General features: G+C 67.5%; 18 protein-coding genes. 2 read left to right on the top strand and 16 right to left on the bottom strand.

Going from position 1 to position 18,766, the window contains the following annotated elements:
• Positions 1 to 13: 13 nt before the first annotated feature.
• The 7 genes from IED13_RS12745 to IED13_RS12715 form a co-directional block, all read right to left on the bottom strand.
• On the bottom strand, positions 14 to 1,126 hold the full coding sequence (locus tag IED13_RS12745; RefSeq protein ID WP_112762286.1) for a M20 family metallopeptidase: 1,113 nt from the start codon (positions 1,124 to 1,126) through the stop codon (positions 14 to 16).
• Positions 1,127 to 1,306: 180 nt separating this feature from the next.
• Positions 1,307 to 2,026 carry a ribonuclease activity regulator RraA gene (locus IED13_RS12740; protein ID WP_191124376.1) on the bottom strand — a complete coding sequence of 240 codons (720 nt, stop codon included), beginning with the start codon at positions 2,024 to 2,026 and terminating at the stop codon, positions 1,307 to 1,309.
• Positions 2,027 to 2,035: 9 nt separating this feature from the next.
• Positions 2,036 to 3,766 carry an L-arabinonate dehydratase gene (gene araD / locus IED13_RS12735; RefSeq protein ID WP_038365734.1) on the bottom strand — a complete coding sequence of 577 codons (1,731 nt, stop codon included), beginning with the start codon at positions 3,764 to 3,766 and terminating at the stop codon, positions 2,036 to 2,038.
• 52 nt (positions 3,767 to 3,818) lie between these two features.
• A complete protein-coding gene (locus IED13_RS12730; RefSeq protein ID WP_191124375.1) occupies positions 3,819 to 5,036 on the bottom strand; it encodes a lactonase family protein in 1,218 nt (405 codons plus the stop codon).
• Between the two features lie 125 nt (positions 5,037 to 5,161).
• Positions 5,162 to 5,995, bottom strand: a complete 834-nt coding sequence (locus tag IED13_RS12725; RefSeq protein ID WP_248312569.1) for an ABC transporter permease — start codon at positions 5,993 to 5,995, stop codon at positions 5,162 to 5,164.
• 55 nt (positions 5,996 to 6,050) lie between these two features.
• Positions 6,051 to 6,902, bottom strand: coding sequence for an ABC transporter ATP-binding protein (locus tag IED13_RS12720; protein WP_133564356.1), 852 nt, complete (start codon positions 6,900 to 6,902; stop codon positions 6,051 to 6,053).
• Complete coding sequence (locus IED13_RS12715) at positions 6,883 to 7,893, bottom strand: ABC transporter substrate-binding protein (protein WP_113252268.1); 1,011 nt, start codon at positions 7,891 to 7,893, stop codon at positions 6,883 to 6,885. The genes IED13_RS12720 and IED13_RS12715 overlap by 20 nt, the downstream gene beginning before the upstream one ends.
• A 238-nt stretch (positions 7,894 to 8,131) precedes the next feature.
• Between IED13_RS12715 and IED13_RS12710 the strand changes: the two genes are divergently transcribed.
• Positions 8,132 to 8,833 (top strand): GntR family transcriptional regulator, encoded by a 702-nt coding sequence (locus IED13_RS12710; protein ID WP_191124373.1) that lies wholly within the window; start codon positions 8,132 to 8,134, stop codon positions 8,831 to 8,833.
• A 69-nt stretch (positions 8,834 to 8,902) separates the two neighbouring features.
• Here IED13_RS12710 and IED13_RS12705 read toward each other — a convergent pair whose 3' ends face one another.
• From IED13_RS12705 to IED13_RS12665, 9 genes are read right to left on the bottom strand one after another with little or no spacing between them, the layout of a single operon-like run.
• Positions 8,903 to 9,610, bottom strand: a complete 708-nt coding sequence (locus IED13_RS12705; RefSeq protein WP_191124372.1) for an SDR family NAD(P)-dependent oxidoreductase — start codon at positions 9,608 to 9,610, stop codon at positions 8,903 to 8,905.
• Positions 9,607 to 10,677: an ABC transporter substrate-binding protein gene (locus tag IED13_RS12700; protein ID WP_112762294.1), complete on the bottom strand. Its 1,071-nt coding sequence runs from the start codon at positions 10,675 to 10,677 to the stop codon at positions 9,607 to 9,609. The genes IED13_RS12705 and IED13_RS12700 overlap by 4 nt, the downstream gene beginning before the upstream one ends.
• Before the next feature lie 36 nt (positions 10,678 to 10,713).
• Complete coding sequence (locus IED13_RS12695; protein ID WP_112762385.1) at positions 10,714 to 11,586, bottom strand: ABC transporter permease; 873 nt, start codon at positions 11,584 to 11,586, stop codon at positions 10,714 to 10,716.
• Complete coding sequence (locus tag IED13_RS12690; protein ID WP_081925537.1) at positions 11,586 to 12,398, bottom strand: ABC transporter ATP-binding protein; 813 nt, start codon at positions 12,396 to 12,398, stop codon at positions 11,586 to 11,588. Before IED13_RS12690 ends, IED13_RS12695 begins: the two co-directional genes overlap by 1 nt.
• Positions 12,399 to 12,433: 35 nt before the next feature.
• Positions 12,434 to 13,645 (bottom strand): sialidase family protein, encoded by a 1,212-nt coding sequence (locus tag IED13_RS12685; RefSeq protein ID WP_191124371.1) that lies wholly within the window; start codon positions 13,643 to 13,645, stop codon positions 12,434 to 12,436.
• The gene (locus IED13_RS12680; RefSeq protein WP_248312562.1) at positions 13,645 to 14,805 is read right to left on the bottom strand and encodes an iron-containing alcohol dehydrogenase; all 1,161 of its coding nucleotides are present in this window, start codon (positions 14,803 to 14,805) and stop codon (positions 13,645 to 13,647) included. Before IED13_RS12680 ends, IED13_RS12685 begins: the two co-directional genes overlap by 1 nt.
• Before the next feature lie 11 nt (positions 14,806 to 14,816).
• A complete protein-coding gene (pdxA, locus tag IED13_RS12675) occupies positions 14,817 to 15,872 on the bottom strand; it encodes a 4-hydroxythreonine-4-phosphate dehydrogenase PdxA (protein ID WP_191124370.1) in 1,056 nt (351 codons plus the stop codon).
• Positions 15,869 to 16,996 carry a four-carbon acid sugar kinase family protein gene (locus IED13_RS12670; protein WP_038365719.1) on the bottom strand — a complete coding sequence of 376 codons (1,128 nt, stop codon included), beginning with the start codon at positions 16,994 to 16,996 and terminating at the stop codon, positions 15,869 to 15,871. The genes pdxA and IED13_RS12670 overlap by 4 nt, the downstream gene beginning before the upstream one ends.
• Before the next feature lies 1 nt (position 16,997).
• Positions 16,998 to 17,765 (bottom strand): HpcH/HpaI aldolase family protein, encoded by a 768-nt coding sequence (locus IED13_RS12665; protein ID WP_197062782.1) that lies wholly within the window; start codon positions 17,763 to 17,765, stop codon positions 16,998 to 17,000.
• Positions 17,766 to 18,009: 244 nt separating this feature from the next.
• Here IED13_RS12665 and IED13_RS12660 point away from each other — a divergent pair, with 244 nt between their 5' ends.
• Complete coding sequence (locus IED13_RS12660; protein WP_038365715.1) at positions 18,010 to 18,750, top strand: FadR/GntR family transcriptional regulator; 741 nt, start codon at positions 18,010 to 18,012, stop codon at positions 18,748 to 18,750.
• The last annotated feature ends 16 nt before the right edge of the window (positions 18,751 to 18,766 follow it).

Raw genomic sequence — 18,766 nt, 5'->3', positions numbered from 1 at the left:
AGGCGGGCAGACCTCAGATCGTCTCCAGCAGGCCCTTCATCAGCGCGCGGCGCGGCGCGATCGAAGAGATCAGCGCGTATTCCTGCAGCGTGTGAGCACCGTCGCCGTCGATGCCGAGGCCGTCGAGCGTCGGCACGCCGAGCGCGGCGGTGAAGTTGCCGTCGGAACCGCCGCCCGTCATCGGGCAATCCTGCAGGTCGAGCCCGATCCCGGCCGCGACGCCGCGCGCCGTCTCGAACAGCTCCGCCACGGCGGCGGATTTCTCGTAAGGCGGGCGGTTCATGCCGCCGGTGATGCGGATCGTCACCTCCGGATCATGAGCCTTCAGGCCGAGGATGCGTTGCTCCATCATCGCCCCGTCGGCAAGCGTCGTGACGCGGCAGTCGACGCTGAACCAGGCATGCTGCGGAATGACGTTCGCCGCCGTGCCGCCGCCGATCAGCGCGACGCTGGTGGTGATGCCGCGGGCATAGTCGGTCATGGCCTCGATGGCGAGGATCTGGTGCGCCGCCTCGCGTATGGCGCTGCGCCCGTCGGCGTGGCGCGAGCCGGAATGGGCCGGCCGGCCCTCCAAGCGGACCTCGAAGCGGCCGACGCCCTTGCGCGCCGTCACGATCCTGCCGCCCTGCCGCGCTGGCTCCGTGACCAGCACAGCCGCCGATCCCCGGCCGATCTCCTCGATCAGCCCCCGGCTCGTCGGAGAGCCTATCTCCTCGTCCGGCGTGAACAGGAACATCATCGGCCGCTTCGCGGAACCGGCCCTCGCCACGTCCTTGAAGGCTTGCAGGGCGAGCCAGGCCCCACCCTTCATGTCGTAGACGCCCGGCCCATAGAGCCTGTCGCCCTCGATGCGAACCGGCAGGTCCTTGCTGCTCGTCCCGACCGGATGCACCGTATCGAGATGCGACATCACCGCGACGGCCGGCTGGCCGTTGTCGAGCCCCGCCCGCAGCATCACCATGTCGCCGAGCCCGTCGCGGCCGGCGATCCGTTCGACCGCGATCGGCAGGCCAGCGACCTCCTTCGCGACCAGATCCATCATGCCGTTCACGCCGGCGGGATGACTGGTGGGACTCTCGAGCGCAACCCAGACGGAGAGCGCGGCGGCGGCATCGGCATGTGTCATGCCCGATCTATCGCCAAGAGGCCGGAACGGGACAAGTGAATTCGCAAGCGCGCCGCCGAGCCATGAGCGCATGACGGAACCCAGGCCCGGTTTCGACCCCTGCCCGCTCCCTGAGCTTGCTCAGGGGCAGGCCATTGACGGGCGCCGGAACGGAAGGTCCGGCCCCCCTCGACGCGGCGCTTATCGCCCCGTCTTCTGACGCCAGGCCGCGAAATCGATCTTCGACTGCTCGTCGGTCGGCGGATAGAGCCCGAGGATCGAGCGGCCCTCCAGCACCTTCTCCGTGACGAAATCCTCGAAGGCCGTCATCTCGATAGCCTCCTCCGCGATCTCGTCGGCGAGATGCGCCGGGATGACGACGACGCCCTCCCCGTCCCCGACGACGATGTCACCCGGAAAGACCGGCGCGTCGCCGCAGCCGATCGGCCCGTTGATCTCGATCGCCTGATGCGAGGTCAGGTTGGTCGGCGCCGAGGGGCGCTGGTGATAGGCGGGAATCGCGAGCTCCGCGATCTCCGGGCTGTCGCGGAAGCCGCCATCGGTCACGATGCCGGCAACACCGCGCACCATCAATCGCGACACCAGGATCGAGCCGGCGGACGCGGCGCGCGCATTCTGGCGGCTGTCGACGACGAAGACGGCGCCGGGCGGGCATTCCTCGACCGCCTTGCGCTGCGGATGCGACCTGTCCTGGAAGACGCTGAGCTGGTTCAGGTCTTCCCGCGCCGGGATGTAGCGCAGGGTGAAGGCCGGCCCGACCATGTTCTCGCCCTTGAAGCCGAGCGGGTGCACGTTCTGGATGAACTGGTTGCGCAAGCCGCGCTTGAACAGCGCCGTACAAAGCGTCGCGGTGCTGACGCGCTTCAGCTTCTCGCGCGTTTCGGTGGAAAGCATGATCATCGCTCCGGTCTAGAAAATAACGGGCTCGGGAACCGGCGCCCCGAAATCGGTGCGCAGGAAATCGAAGTCGCAGCCTTCGTCGGCCTGGCCGATATGGCGCGAGAACATCCAGCCATAGCCGCGCTCGTAGCGTGCAGGCTCGGGCTTCAGCGCGGCCTTGCGCCGTGCCAGTTCCTCGTCGGAAACCTCCATCGAAATCCTGCGGTTAGGCACATCGACAGTGATGATGTCCCCCGTCTTCACCAGCGCCAGCGGCCCGCCGACATAGGATTCCGGCGAGACATGCAGGATGCAGGCGCCGTAGGAGGTGCCGCTCATGCGCGCATCCGAGATGCGCACCATGTCGCGCACGCCCTGCTTCACCAGCTTCTTGGGGATCGGCAGCATGCCCCATTCCGGCATGCCGGGGCCGCCGAGCGGGCCGGCATTGCGCAGCACCAGAACGGTATCGGCTGTCACGTCGAGATCATCGCGGTCGATATTCGCCTTCAGCATCGGATAATCGTCGAAGACGAGCGCCGGCCCGGAATGCGTCAGCAGTTTCGGCGAGGCGGCGGAAGGCTTCATCACGCAGCCGCGCGGCGCGAGATTGCCCTTGAGCAGCGCGATCGCACCCTCGGCATAGATCGGGTTGTCGAGCGGGCGGATGACGTCGTCATTGTAGATCTCGGCCCCGACGAGGCTCTCGCGCCAGCTCTTGCCGGAGGCGTTGATCTGGTCGAGGTCGAGGAAGGGCGTCAACCGCGTCAGCAGGCCGAGCAGCCCGCCAGCATAGTAGAAATCTTCCATCAGATATGTGTCGCCGCTCGGCCGGACATTGGCGATGACCGGCACCTTGCGGCTCGCCGCGTCGAAATCCTCGAGCCCGATGGCATGGCCGGCGCGGCGCGCCATGGCGACGACATGGATCACCGCATTGGTCGAGCAGCCCATCGCCATGGCCACGTTGATCACATTGCGGAAGGCGGCTTCGGTCTGGATCTTCTCCGGCGTCAGCCCTTCCCAGACCATCTCGACAATGCGCCGCCCGGTCGCGGTCGCCATGCGGATATGGTTCGAATCGGCGGCGGGGATCGAGGAGGCGCCGGGCAGCGTCATGCCGAGCGTGTCGGCCAGCGCCGTCATGGTCGAGGCCGTGCCCATGGTCATGCAGACGCCGTAGGAGCGCGCGATGCCGACCTCCATCTCCGACCAGTCCTTGTCGGAGATGTTGCCGGCCCGGCGCTCATCCCAGTACTTGAAGGCGTCCGAGCCGGAGCCCAGCACCTTGCCGTGCCAGTTGCCGCGCAGCATCGGCCCGGCCGGTACGAAGATCGCCGGCACGCCCGCGCTGGTCGCGCCGAGCAACAGGCCGGGCGTGGTCTTGTCGCACCCCCCCATCAGCACGGCACCGTCGACCGGGTGGGAGCGGATCAGCTCTTCGGTCTCCATCGCCAGGAAGTTGCGATAGAGCATGGTCGTGGGCTTCACCTTGCTCTCGGAAAGCGAGATCGCCGGCAATTCGACCGGGAAGCCGCCGGCCTGCAGGATGCCGCGCTTCACATCCTCCGCACGCTGCCTGAAATGCGCATGGCACTGGTTGAGGTCGGACCAGGTGTTGATGATCGCGATCACCGGCTTGCCGCGATACTCCTCCGGCGCGTAGCCCATCTGGCTCATCCGCGAGCGGTGGCCGAAGGAGCGGAAATCATCCGGCTCGAAATAGCGCGCGCTGCGCAGGTTTTCCGGTGTCTTCGTCATTGTCAGCTTTCGCTTCCGCAGTGTCGCCAGGGTGTCACCGATCTTCGCCCGATCAGGTCAGCGGCGTAAATCCGCACCAGAACATCGGCCCCTTCGCCGTGTCCACCGCCCGCTCTGCGGTAAAGCTCAGCTTGCCATCGGCTCCGATCGCGAAGGCGGTGAGCTTGGCCGGGACGGTCGAGACGGTGCCGCCCGAGGCGACGTCCATCGGAGCGACACTCGCGGCGAGGAGTGTCTTGCCCGAGGGATCGATGGCGAAGGTACGGACATGGCAGCTGCGCGTGTCGACGGCCTGGATCAGGTTGGGCTCACCCGTCTTCGGGTCGACCGCGAACACGGCGATGCTGTTCTCGCCGCCGACGAAGACCTTCCTGCCATCCAGCTCGGTCTTGCCGTCGGCACGGTTGGAGACATAGACGAAGCGGCCGTCGCGCGAAACATGGATCGCGCCGACCACCTGTCCCGGGCGGACCTTGCCGGGCTCGGCCAGCGTGGTCTTCACGAAGGCGGGCGCGGGGCCGATGCGATCTTCGGCTCCGAGCGTGAACATCTGGAGTTGGTTTTCCCGCTCCATCGTCACATAGAACCAGGGCCTGGTCGGGTGAAAATCGGCATGACGCGGGCCGAACCCGTAGCCGCTGCCTGGCGCAACCGACTGCTTCTCGGCGAGCTTGCCCTGGTTGAAGGAGAAGACCTTCAGCGCGCCCGGATCTTCCGGCTTGCCGCCGGCCGGATCGTTGCCGCGCGTCACCAGAAGGACGGTGCGATTGGACGGCAGCATCCGCACCTGATGCGCATAGATGCCGGCATCGAGCTTGCCGTCCTGCTTGATCGCTTCGCCGACGCTGCCGTCGGCCGCGATCGGGTGGACGGTCAGCGAGGCCGGGTCGTTATAGGCGACCAGGAGGAAGCGCCCGTCACGGTCGGTCGAGATGTTGATCGGCCGCGACGTCAACAGCCGTGGGGCTCCGATCAGGCTCAGCTTGCCCGAGCCCGGTGCCATGGCGAAGGCGCTGAGGTGGTGAAGATCGGCCGGCTTTGCCGCGAAGCGATCGCTCGACGCGACATAGGCGATCGGCTTGCCCGGATGCTGCCAGACATATTGGATCGGTGCCGGAACGCTTACCATGCTGCCGGGCACGGGGCTGATCGTCGTCCCGTCGACCGCATATTGCGTCAGCTCCGGGCCGACCGCGACATAAGCGGTCGAGACGTTGGCGGCCGTGGTCGTGCCGGTCTCGGCCGTGCGGGTCTTGGCGGATTGCGCCATCGCTTCGGTTCCTCCGGACCAGGGTGACGCAGCGATGCCCGCCAGGGTCATCGCCCCGAACTGCCTTCTGCTCCACTTTGCCATGTCAATCCCCTCGCGCCATCGTGGTCGATCTGCCGGCCGGATTAATGCTGGAGGCCCCATTTCAGGACGGTCCGGGCCTCGATGGTCCGGAAGATCAGGTTCTCGACGACGAGCCCGATCAGGATGACCGTCAGCAGGCCGGCGAAGACCGCCGGGATTTCGAGCAAATTGCGGTTCTCGAAGATGAACCAGCCGAGACCGCCCTGCCCCGACGAGACGCCGAAGACGAGCTCGGCCGCAACCAGCGTGCGCCAGGCGAAGGCCCAGCCGATCTTGAGGCCGGTCAGGATCGAGGGAAAGGCCGCCGGGATCAGGATCTTGCGGATGTAGCGGAAGCCACGGAGATCGTAGTTCCGCCCGACCATGCGCAGCGTCTCCGAGACCGCTCGGAAGCCGGAATGCGTGTTGAGCGCAACCGGCCACAGCACCGAATGGATCAGGATGAAGACGAGGCTGCCATTGCCGAGCCCGAACCAGATCAGCGCCAGCGGCAGGAGCGCGATCGCCGGCAGCGGGCTCAGCATCGCCGTGACGGTCTCGAGGAAATCGGAGCCGATGCGCGTGTTGATCGCCACGATCGTCAGCACGCCGGCAAAGGCGACGCCGACGACATAGCCCATCAGCAAAACCTTGAGCGAGGCCCAGGCGCGGGCCGGCAGCACGCCGCTGGCGATGTTCTCGGAGAGCGAGCGCAGCGTCTCGGTCAGGCTCGGGAACAGCAGGGGATTATCGAGATAGGCGCCATAGGCCTGCCAGATCGCGGCGAGGACGAGGATGATCGCCGTCTTGCGGACGGCACCGACATCCCAGAGCGCCTCGATGAGGCCGACCTTTCGCTCCACCTCGGCGCTGGCCGGGCCGGACGAGGGACGCATCTCGATGCGGGCGGTCGAAGACGATGTTTCTGGGGCCATGACCATCGTCCCGGTTCTAATGCGCCGCCACGCCGTCATCGGCGAAGAGCAGGTCGTGGATCTCACGCTCCAGGCGGCCGGCGCTGCCGTCGGCGACCGAGGTGGTGTCCACATCGACGACCTCGGCCTTGACGCGGCCGGGATGCGGCGAGAGCAGCAGGATGCGGTTGCCGATCCTGATCGCCTCGGCGATGGAATGCGTGACGAACATCACCGTGAAGCGCGTATCCTCCCAGAGCTGGATCAGCTCGTCCTGACAGGTGCGGCGCGTCAGCGCGTCGAGCGCAGCGAAAGGCTCGTCCATCAGCAGGATGTCGGGCTCCATCGCCATGCCGCGCGCGATCGCGACGCGCTGCTTCATGCCGCCCGAGAGCGTATGCGGATAGGAATCGAGCGCCCGCGTCAGGTTGACCTTCTCGATATAGAGCTTGGCCTTCTCGGCCGCCTCCTTGCGCGACAGGCCGCGCGCCTCCACCAGCGGGAACATCACGTTCTCCAGAACGGTCTTCCAGGGCAGGAGCTGGTCGAATTCCTGGAAGACCATCATGCGGTCGGGCCCGGGCGCCGTCACGGTGCGGCCTTTGATCGTCATGCTGCCTTCGCTCGGCTTCAGATAGCCGCCGACCGCCTTGAGCAGGGTCGACTTGCCGCAGCCCGACGGCCCCAGCAGCACGAAGCGGTCGGAGGTGTTGACCTGGAAGGAGACGCGCTCCGTCGCCGTGATCACCCGTCCCGGCAGCTTGTAGCGCAAGGTGACCGAGGACACGTCGAGCAAGGGCTCGGCCACGGCCGCAACCTGCGACGTCGGCACGTCCGTGACCGGCACGGGCGGGCGCGGCGAAGCCAACTCAGCTCCCTGAGAGGTCATGCGCCACCGGCAGATAATAGTCCTTCCACGAGGCCGGAGTCGTCTTGACGCCGCCGGTGCGGACGAGGTGCTCGGCGAACTTCATCGTGCCTTGCGGGTAGATGTTCCACTCCATCATGCCGGGCTGCTTCAGCATCGTCAGGATCTGGTCGGAGGGGGTCTTGTCGCCCGTGACCTCGCGATAGATCTCGACGGCCTCCGGCGTCTTCGTCTCGATGAAGCCCTTCGCCTCCTCGGCCGCATTGCGCAGCGCCTGGACGATCTTCGGATTGGCCTCCGCGAAGCCCGTCGTCGTCATGAACTGGCCCTGGCTCAGCGGCGAGCCCATGATGTCGGCGGAGCTGGCGACGACCCGCACCTCCGGAATCTGCTGCTGTTCGTAGAACTGGAAGGGCGGCGCCGCGAAATGGCTCTTCACCTCGTGGCTCGGGTTCTTCATCGCAATCAGCGCATCGGGATGGCCAAGCTGCACCGTCATCGCATCGAAATGGTTCCATTTATCGGGGCCGAACAGGTCGGAGGCCGCGATCTGGAGCAGGATCGCCTGCGTCGAGACGCGGATGGTCGGCACCGCGATCTTGTCGCCTTCCTTGTAGTCCTTGAGCGTCTTGATCCGCGGGTCGCGCGTCAGCAGCAGCGCGGGCTGGGCGGAACTGGCGCAGATCCCCTTCACCCGGCCGCGCGATTTGTCCCAGAGCACCAGCAGCGGCCCGGTGCCGGTGTTGATGATGTCGACGCTGCCGGAGAGCAACGCGTCCTGCTGCGCCCCGCCATTCGAGAAGTTCACCCATTTCGTGGTGACGCCGGCAACGCCGAGCTTCTCGGCATGTTTCTCGATCAGCTTCTGCTTCTCGATGACATGGGTCGGCATGTAGAGGATGCCGGGCTGGCGGCTCAGCGAGATCTCGGTCTTCGCCTGCGCCCTTGCGCCGGAATGAGCGCCGATTGCCGCCGCCGCACCGAGCGCGAGCGTTTGCCTGCGTGTGAGCATGAGGTCCCTCCCTGATGATTCTTGTTCGCGTCCTTGGCCGATGGCCATGCGCCTTGATTGGCATCAGTCAAACCACTAATGCATTAGTGCGTCAACCCTTCGGCCATGCTAAAATCCGAACGGCACAACGGCGGTCCAGCCCGTGGGCATCGGCGCTTGCTAAAATGCGAAACACGGCAAGGAGCTGTCACGCCGCGCCGAATGCGGTATTCGGTCCGGTGCGGTAGAGGCGAACAGGATGAGCGACCTTCTCGAAAGATTTGCGGCAGCGCCCAAGCCGGCGACCAAGGGCGGTGCCGGCATCGTCTTCGACCTGTTGCGCGAGGAGATCATCTCGATGGCGCTGGCGCCGGGCACGATGCTGTCGCGGCAGGAATTGCAGGAGCGCTTCGGCTTCTCCTCGACGCCGATCCGCGACGCGCTGATGAAGCTGCAGGAAGAGCGGCTGGTCGATGTCTTCCCCCAGCACGCCACCGTCGTCAGCGCGATCGACCTCGATCTCGCCCGGCAAGGCCAGTTCCTGCGCCGCTCGGTGGAGCTCGAGCTGGTGCGGGCGCTTGCGCTCGCGCCGCAGCCGACGGTGCTGGCGAGAATGCGAAGCCTCGTCCGGCAGCAGACGGCCTTTGCCGATCTCGGCGAGCATGAGGCCTTCGCCGCCGCCGACCACGCCTTCCATCGCTGCTTGTACGATGCGGCGCATATGGCGGTTCTCTGGGAGCTTGTCCGGCGCCAGAGCGGCCATATCGACCGGCTGCGGCGCCTGCATCTGCCCAAGGAAGGCAAGATGCGCGAGATCCTGGCGGCGCACACCGCCATCCTCGATGCGGTCGAGGCGGAAGATCCGGCCGCGGCCCAGGACGCGCTGCGCGATCACCTCTCCCGCTCACTCGACTTCGTGCCCTCGCTGCGCGAGCTGCACCCGACCTATTTCAGGAACTGACGCGCCGAAAGTGCCGGGAATCGGAACGATGCCCGTTGAATCGGAGTCTCAGCCTCAGAATGCCGCCTTTCAGAGCGAAGCGCCGCCGCAGACGACGATCTGCTGCCCGGTGATGCTCGCGGCCCCTTCCGAGAGCAGGAAAGCGGCAGTCGCGGCGACCTCCTCCGGCTTCACCAGCCGGCCCATCGGCGGCATCTTGGGCGCGACGGAGGCCCGGTTCGGGTCCCTCAGCATCGGCGTATCGGTCGCGCCCGGCGCCACCACGTTCACCGTGATCCGACGCGGCGCGAGCTCGATCGCGAAGGAGCGGGCCATGCCGACGAGCGCAGCCTTCGTCGCGGCATATTGCGCGCGTCCGGCCGAGCCCGCCGCCGTGCGGCTGCCGATGAAGACGATGCGCGCGCCCTCCGGCAGCGATGCGGCCAGCGCCTCGACGATCTGCTCAGCCGCGTCCACATGCAGCCGCCACATCTCCTGACCATTCGCGGGGTCGAGCGAGCCGAGCATGCCGACGCGCAGGATGCCGGCGGCGTGGACGATGGCGTCGACGCCGGCCAGACCCGCAAGCGCCCCGCCCAGCGCGGCCCGGTCGGCGATGTCGACCGGCACATGGGCGAGCCGCTCATGCGAGAAGGCCGGAGCGCTGCGGCTGAAGCCGGTCACGGCCCAGCCCTCGCCGAGCAGTTGCTGCGCGATCGCTGCGCCGATGCCCGAGCTGACGCCGGTGACGAGCGCATGTTTCACGCGCCCGTCGGTTTCGGAGAAGGCCTCGTTCATCCGGTATAGGCGCGCGCCTGCGCCCGGATCTTCTCGGCATCGAAATTGTTGATCTCGCCGATCAGATCATTGGTGTAGATCTTGGAGAAGTCCTTGATGTCCCAGTCGTTCATCTTGGCTTCCGTGACGAATTCGTCGACCCGGATCGAGCCCATCTTGGCGCCCTGATAGGGCGGCTCGTAGAGCTTGATGCGCCGGCTGATCGCCTCCAGCACCGACTTCACCGCCTGCTCCTCGGTGGAGCCGCGCGGGGCGGTTTCCGGATAGAGCTTGAGGAAGGCCTTGGCGCCGGCCGTCGGGTTTTCGAGGATGAACTGCGAAGCCTTGGCCGTCGAGCGGCCGAAACCGACGAAGGTGGCGCGCTCGGCCTGGATGCGCGGCCGCAGACCCATCAGGAACTGGCCGCCGATCATCGGCAGATTGTCGGGTCGCTTCACCAATTCGAGCGGGATGCCCGCGCCATCGATGATGCCGAAGCCCGTATCGTAATAGGCGAGTGCATCGATCGCGCCGCGCTGGAGTGCGACGCCGGCCGGCACGCCGGCGCCGACCGCCGTCCACTTCACGTCCTTGTCGGGGTCGATGCCGAGCGACTTCAGCACGTTGCGGGTGACGGGATATTCGGTGCCGCCGAAATCGGAGACGCCGATATTCTTGCCCTTCAGGTCGGCATAGGCCTTCACCGCCGAGCCCGGCTTCACCGCCACGTCCCATTTATAGGGATAGGTGTACTGGTAGAACCATTGCGACTGGCCCCATTCGCCCCGGGCGAGGATGGGCAGGGCGTAGGATGGCACGCCGATACCGACATCGACATCGCCCTTGTCGGTCGCGACCTGGACGTTGGCGTTGCCGCCGAGCGCCAGCCCCTGCACCTTGAAGCCTTCCTCGGCATTGTAGCCCAGCGCCTCGCCGACCAGCAGGTTGATGACGCTGGCGTTGATCGATTTGAGGCCGACACCGACCTTCACCGTCTTGGCCGGCTGCGCGAAAGCGGAGCGCGGGCCAAGCGCCAGCGCGGTTGCGAAGACGCTGCTGGCCTGGAGCCATTGTCTGCGGGTGATCATGACGTTCTCCCTTGCTTGCTTATGGTTGTGGTCGTTTCACTTGCGGCCGCGATCGCCCCAATGGACGATGCGTGCCTCCAGCCCGCGGACGATGCCGTGGAGCAGGATTCCCATCGCGCCCAGGATGACGAGCGCGGCGAAGACGCCGGCGACGTCGGTCACCGCCTGGGCCTGCGTGATGACGACGCCCATGCCCTGCTGGGCGCCGAGGAACTCGGCGACGATGGTGCCGAGCAGCGCGTAGACCACCGCCATGTCGAGCCCGGCGAAGATATAGGGAGCGGCGTTGGGCAGCTTGACGATGCGATAGGTCTCGAAGCGCGAGGCCGAGAGCGAGCGCATCAGGTCGATGCGCTCCGGCTCGACGGCGCGCAGGCCGGTGAAGCTGTTGATCAGCATCGGGAAGAAGGCGAGCAACGCCGAGATCGCGATCTTCGAGCCGTCGCCGAAGCCGAACCAGATCACGACCAGCGGCGCGATCGCCACCTTCGGCAGCGATTGCAGCGCGAAGGCATAGGGCATCACCAGCTTCTCGATCAGCCGGCTCTCGGCCATCAGCGAGCCGAGCGTGAGGCCTAGGCCCGAACCGATGGCAAGCCCGATTGCGGCGTTCTTCAGCGTGCCCCAGAGCGGCAGGTAATAGCCGAGCGGGCTCGACGGGCTGACCGCGAGTCCCGACCAGAGCGCCTTCCACACCGCGAGCGGCGTCGGCAGGATGTAGGACGGGACGTCGAGATACTTCACCGCCGCCGCCCAGCCGGCGAAGAGGATGACGAGGCCGACGAGCGTGATCGCGGTGCCGTTGACGCCCTTCTTCCGCTGGCGCCTGCCGGCGGCGGCCTTGGGCCGGGGCGCGGCGTTCTCGATCGCGGCGGAATCGGCGATGATGGTGGTCTGTGCCTGGCTCATCATTCGTCTCCCTGGGCGTTGAGCAGGCCCCGGATTTCCTTGGCGAGCGCCGGATAGGCCGGGTGGCTGATGATGCTGTCGTTGGAGCGCGGGCGCGGGATCGGCACCTCGAGTTCGCGGATGACGCGGCCGGGGCGCGCCGACATCACCACGACGCGGTCGGCGAGGAAGATCGCTTCCGAGATCGAATGCGTGATCAGCATCACGGTCTTGCGGCTCGCCTGCCAGATGCGCTGGAGTTCGAGGTTCATCCGCTCGCGGGTCAGCGCGTCGAGCGCGCCGAAGGGCTCGTCCATCAGCAGGACGCGGGGGCTGCGCACGAGCGCCCGGCAGATGCCGGCGCGCTGCTGCATGCCGCCCGAAAGCTCATAGGGGTAGCGGTGCCCGAAATCCTTGAGGCCGGTGACATCGAGCAGCCGGTCGACATCCTCCGCCTGCCCCACCTGCTTGCCGCCGACCCGCAAGGGCAGCGCGACATTCTCGCGCACGGTGAGCCAGGGCAGCAGGTTCGCCGCCTGGAAGACGACGCCGACATCGCGCGACGGGCCGGTGATGGCCTTCCCGTCAAGCGCGGCCTCGCCGCTGTCGTAATCGTCGAGCCCGGCGAGGATGCGCAGCAAGGTCGACTTGCCGCAGCCCGAAGGGCCGACGACGCAGACGAACTCGCCGTCCTTGATGCTGAGATCGATGTTCGACAGCGCGTGGACCGAGCCGTCGGCATAGGTCTTTTCGAGCCCGCTGATCCGGATGAGGTCGCGCGGCATCTGGGCCTTTGCCTCCGAGATGGGGTGGACTTGAGCGAGGGCGGCCATGGGCGTCTCCCTGTTCGTGCTTCTTCTGATGTCGCTCAGCCGCGTTCCGCCCAGGCGGGCGTGACACGGACATGCTTGATGGCGCGGCGCCAATAGGTGAAGGCGATCTGGAGCTCGCCGTCCGGCGTCTGCGTGATCGAGGGATAGGAGAATTCGCGGTTCAGCCCGTCCTTCGAGTTGTTGGTCATGCAGTAGCCGTCGCCCTCTTCCAGATTGCGCTGCACCGGCCAGGTCCGGCCGCCATCAGCGGAGATCGCGAGTGTCATCGGCGCGCGCGGCGCGCCCCAGAAGGCGGTGCGCCCGGAGGCCGAGAGTGCGGGCGCCTCGGCGGCCGCGACGACCGGCTCGCTTTCGTCCTCGATGTCGTCATAGAGGCCGGTGCGGCGATCGGTGGCGTCGAGCCGGCTCGCCTTGTTGAAGACCAGCGCGATGCGCCCATCGGCCAGCACCGTCGCCTGCACGGAGGAGTTGTTGTTGGGCAGTTCGGTCGGCTCCGGGGCGGACCAGTCGCGACCGTCGGCCGAACGGCTGATATAGACATGGTCGGCCCAGCGGCTGCGATAGAGCGCGACGAGCCCCTCTTTCGTCTTCAGCACGTTCATATGCACGCAGCCGAGCGAGCCCGGTACGACATGTTCGCTCCAGCTCTTGCCTTCGTCGGTCGAGACCCGCACGGCGCTGACGTCGCGGTCGCCGACCCATTTCCGGCCGGGCACGCTGACGCAGTGGAAGACCGGGATCACCCAGGCGCCGTCGTCGAGCACCACCGGCGGCTGGCGCACGAACAGCCCATGGCCCTCGGGCGCCTCGAACAGCGTCTCGATCGGCCCCCACGTCACGCCGTGATCGCGCGAGACGCGCTTGCGGACGAGCGAGGTGTCCTGATTGCCCGAGATTTGCGCGGTCCAGATCAGCCAGAGCTCGCCCTTCGGCGTGGTGAACAGGACGGGGTTCTGCTCGGAGCGGCCGGGATCATCGGAGAGCTTCTCCGGCGCGCTCCAGCGCGAGCTTCCCTTCGTCAGCCGCGAGACATACACCGAGATGTCCGGAATGCCCTCCTGCGTGCCGCCGAACCAGACGCAGGCGAGATCGCCATTGCCGAGCACGGCGAGATTGGCGGCATGGTTCTGTACGCAAGGGCTCGGCAGATAAGCCTCGACGCGGGCGGCATCGCCCTCGCGCGGATGCAAGGCTCCACTGCGCTCGGCGAGGCCGGCCGGCTCGATGACGGTAGAATGAGCGCCCATCAATAGGCCTCCTGATAGATCGCGAGGATCTCCTCGCAGCTGATGTCGCGGGGGTTGTTGTCGAGCAGGCGGCGGATGGCGTGGGCCTCGCTCGCCATGGCCGGCAGGTCGTCGCGCGGCACCTTCAGCGCGGAGAGCGTCATCTCGCAGCCGAGATCGGCGCAGTAGCGATGCGCAGCCGCAAAGACGTCCTCCTCGCGTGCGCCTCCCTTCAGGCCGAGCGCAGCGAGGATCGCCGCCGTCTTCTCCGGCACGGCCGGGGTGTTGAAGGCGAGCGTGTGCGGGAAGATCAGCGCATTGGCCGCGCCATGGGCGATATGGTGGCGCGTGCCGAGCGGATAGGCGACCGCATGGCCGGCGGCCGTGTTGACCGGACCGAGGCAGAAGCCGCCATAGAGCGAGGCGAGCGAGAGCCCTGCCCGCGCCTCGACATCCGAGCCGTCCGCGATCGCCCGCGCCAGGAAGCGGCCGACCAGCGCCACGCCCTCCAGAGCATACATGTCGATCAGCGGGTGGGCCTTCTTGCTGGTGAAGGCCTCGACGCAATGGGCCATCGCATCGACGCCGGTCGCCGCGGTCACCGCCGGCGGCAGGGTCAGCGTCAACACGGGGTCGATGATGGCGATGTCGGCGAGCATATGCAGGCTCTGCACCGCGAGCTTGTTCTGCGTCGCCGGATCGGTGACGAGCGCGCGCGTCCCGGCTTCCGAGCCGGTGCCGGAGGTCGTCGGCACCTGCATCAGCGCCGCGCCCTTCCGCGCAACCTTCTCGGGACCGACGACCTCGTGCAGCGTCTGGCCGGAACCGGGCAAGACCGCGATGAGCTTGGCGAGGTCCATGGCGCTGCCCCCGCCGAAGCCGATGACGAGATCGGGCTTCACCTGACCGGCCAGCGCCAGGGCGGCTTCGAGGTTGGGCACATCGGGCTCGGGACGGACATCGCCGAAGATCGTGACCTCGCCCTGCAGCTCCAGCACGCCGACGCGGTTCGCGTTGAAGGCGTCGGCGACGACGAGAATGCGCGTGAAGCCTTGCGCGGCGGCCCAGCGGCCGGCCAGCGGCGCGGTCCCGGCGCCGAATTCGATGATGTGCGGACGCTGGATCGTGATCGGCGTCGCCAGGCTCATGGTCGCCAGCGGCCTGGGGCTGTGGATGTTCATGGGAGCCTCCCTCACGCTGCTGTGTCGACGGTGTTCGTCGGGGCGGCGGTGCTGCGCGCCGCAGCCAGTTTCTCGGCGTATTCAATGGCCTCGATCAGGCTGAGCTGGTTGGCGATGCCCTTGCCGGCGATGTCGAAGGCCGTGCCGTGATCGACCGAGACGCGCACGATCGGCAGGCCGAGCGTGATGTTGACGCCCGACAGCGCATCCCATGTCCCGGTCTCGGGATTGACGTTGAAGCCGAGCAGCTTGACCGGGATGTGCCCCTGATCGTGATACATCGCGACCACGGCGTCGTACTGCCCGGCGCGCAGCTTCACGAAGACGGTGTCGCCCGGCACGGGGCCGACCACGTCGAAACCGTCCGCCACCGCCCTGGCGATGGTCGGGGCCGAGACCTCGTCGTCCTCCTTGCCGAACAGGCCGCCCTCGCCCGCATGGGGGTTGAGCGCGGCGACGGCGATCTTGCGCCGTCCGAGGTCGAGCGCCCTGAGCGCCTCGTCGGTGCGCTCGATGACATAGCGCAGCCGCTCCGGCGTGAGCTTGCCCGGCACATCCTTGAGCGCGACATGGGTGGTGACGTGGCTGACGCGCATATTGCCATGGGCGAGCATCATCACCGAGCCTTTCGAGGCGGTCAGGCTCGCCAGCATGTCCGTATGGCCCGCGAATTTGTAGCCGGCCTTGTTCAGCGCCTCCTTGTTCAGCGGCGCCGTGACGATGCCCTGGATGCGGCCCGCCTGCGCCAGGCGCACCCCCGTCTCGACGGCGAGATAAGCGAAGCGCCCGCCATCGGCGCTGAGTACGCCGGGCTTGATCGGCTCGCCCTCCGGCCCCGCCTGGAGGCAGGCGAGGTTCGGCCATGCATCGGTCTCGTTGACCTCGGGAATCGCGATCTCGGCGCCGAGCATCTCGCGCGCTGCGTGAAGCGCCGGATTGCTGCCGATGACGAGCAGGCGCAGATCGCCCCTGGCGATCCGCTCCTTCAGCTCGAGACAGGCCTTGACGATGATCTCGGGGCCGATGCCGGCCGGATCGCCCATGGTGATGGCGAGATGGGGTTTCATGCTGCCGCTCCGGCCAGTGCCGCGGATCTGCCCGCGAAGATATCGTTGAGAAGATCGGGACCGCCGAAGGCCCCGGATTTCGAGACGACCGTGACACCGTCCCAGCGCCCGCCACGCAGGATCGAGCGTGGCACACCCGGCGCGACCTCGCCGACGGCGTCGAGACGCTCGGCGCCCAGCGCCTCGCAGAGACCGCGCAGCGTCTCGCCACCGGCGGCGAAGAGCGTGCCCGGCCGGTCGAGTTCCGCCAAGAGCGCGCCGAACCGGGCCTCGATCGCCCTTGCAGCCTCGTCCCGGGAGATGCCTGCAGGAAGGTCGACGCTGGCGAGGACGACACCGTCGGCAGCCAGCCGCCGGCCGATCTCGGCAGCCTCTCCGCACATCTGTGCGGAGAGGCGCAAATGCCGCGCCCCTATCGCCGCGAGCTGGGTGCGCATCGTCTCGTGCTCCGAGCCGACGAAGCCAACGACCGGCGCCGGCAAAGCCGCGGCCCGCCCCTCGCCCTGGAAACCCATCGCCCGCGCCAGCGCCGAGGCCAGGCCGGCGCTGCCGATCCAGAGAATCTCCTCGGCCCCACGAGCCGCCGCGACGATCGCGTCGAGATCGGCATCGCTCTCGGCGTCCCACAGGCTCAACCCCGCTGGAACCGCGTCGCCCGGCCGGGCCCGCATGACCTCATGGCCGGCCCGCCGCAGCTCGTCGCCGAGATCGGCCGGCACAGGCCGCGCCGCGCCCTCGATCAGCACGCATTGACGGCCCCCGCGCGTGATGCGCCCCTGCGCCGGGAAGGCTGGCGCGACGACGCAACGCGAAGGCTTCAGCACCTCGAGGATTGCCGCGATCTCGGCCCCCTGCGGCCCGCGCAGCAGGCTGTCGATCTTCTTGAAGGCCAGGCCGGAGCCGGGAGAGAACAGCCGCCCCGCCACGGCCGCGACAGCGGCGCACGCCTCCTCGGCCGAGGCTTCGCGCGTCCGGCTGTCGAGCGCGACGGCGCCAGCCGTCGGCACTGCCTCGCGCCAGCAGACCGGAACCGGCTCGGACGGCGACGCGAAGGCGGCGGCCGCGTCGAGCGCGCCCGTCAGGTCGTCGGCGAGCAGGCGCAGGGGCTGCCGGCGTATCGCCATCTCAGCCGCCCTTGACCGCGGAAAGCAGCGAGCGGGCGCCGCGCGCGACGATGGTGGTGTCATTGGCGACGCCGACGAAGTCGATGCCCTGAGCGACGCGGCGCACGGCCTCGCCTTCATTGTTGGTGAGATAGCCGGCGGGCTTACCGATCGCCTTCAGGCGCCTGAAGCCGTCATCGATCGCAGCCTGCACCGCGGGCGCCTGCGTGTTGCCGAGATGGCCCATCGAGGCGGCAAGGTCGGCGGGGCCGATGAAGACCGCATCGACGCCGTCGACCTGCGCGATCTCATCGATCTGCGCCAGCGCTTCGGCCGTCTCGATCTGCACGATGACGCAGATCTCCTTCTGGACCTTGGCGAAATAATCCGGGATCAGCCCGTAGGCGGCCGCCCGCGACGAGCCCGAGACGCCGCGCACGCCATGCGGCGGATAGCGCGTATAGCTGACGGCGCGGGCCGCCTCCTCGGCATTCTGGACGTAAGGGAAGAGCAGGGTCTGCGCGCCGAAATCGAGCCAGCGCTTGACCATGACCATGTCGTTCCAGGCCGGCCGCACGATCGGCTCGGCCGGCAGCGCCGCCATGACCTGAAGTTGCGCCACGATCTCGGAGGGCTCGTTGGGGCTGTGCTCGGTGTCCAGCAGCAGCCAGTCGAAGCCGAGCTGGGCGAACATCTCGGTGAGCGCCGGGCTCGCGAAGGTCGAGAAGATGCCGAGCTGCTGTCGCTTGCCCAGATCGCGCTTGAAACGATTCGTTCTGATTTCGGCCATCATCCACCTGCTGCTCGGATCCGGGGAGCGAGGCAGGAGCACGTCGGATGCGAAGCCGCCGAGACGAACGGCACCAGAGCGTTTCCTGTCGCTGGCCTCTTCGGACCTTGGCTCCATCGAAGCGCAACCCGGACAACATGTCAACATGTTGTAATTATCAGCGCACAGATCGCCAAAAACCTAGAAAATATCGCCGCCCGCAATAGCCCTTGACCAAGTTGTAATTGCTTGTAAACATCGCGGCATGGACCAGTTCGCAAGATCGCAGGATCACGCAAGCGCCCCGCCCTCCCCGCTGGTGCAGCGCGTGCATCATCAGTTGCGCGCGCGCATCGCCTCGGGTGAGTACGCGGCGAACACCCGCTTGCCAGGCGAACATGATCTCGCCGCGCTCTACGGCGTCTCCCGCCCCGTCATCCGCGAGGCACTGCGGCGCCTGCGCGACGACGGGCTGGTGTTCTCGCGGCAGGGAGCCGGCACCTTCGTCCGCGGCGGCGAGCCTGAGCCCGGAAAGGCGCTGGCCTTCGCGCCCGTCGGCACCATCGCCGACGTGCAGCGCTGCTACGAGTTCCGGCTCGAGGTCGAGCCCGCCAACGCCTTCTACGCCGCCAAGCGGCACAACGAGGCGGCGCTGGCGGCCATCGGCAACGCGCTCGAGCTGATGCGCGACACGACGCGCGCCCACGGCCATCGTGAGGATGCCGACTACGCCTTCCACATCGCCATCGCCGAGGCGGCGAACAACTATTTCTTCCTGTCCTCGATGCAGGCGCTGAAGGACCACATCAATGTCGGCATGAAGCTGCACGGCCTGTCGCTGCTAGGGCCGTCGGGCGGGCTGATCGGCGTGCTCGACGAGCACGACGCGATCTTCGCCGCCATACGCGACCGCAAGGAGGACGACGCGCGCGACGCGATGCGCCGGCACATCCAGGGCTCCTACGATCGTCTCTTCGAGGGCAAGGTGCTCGATCTATCCTTGTAAAGGCCCCTTCGCGGGC

Origin of the sequence: Allobosea spartocytisi (genome assembly GCF_014764685.1) — a bacterium.
Taxonomy (GTDB): domain Bacteria; phylum Pseudomonadota; class Alphaproteobacteria; order Rhizobiales; family Beijerinckiaceae; genus Allobosea; species Allobosea spartocytisi.
Note: the sequence above shows the minus strand (reverse complement) of the source record. Positions and strands in the feature narration are given on the sequence as shown.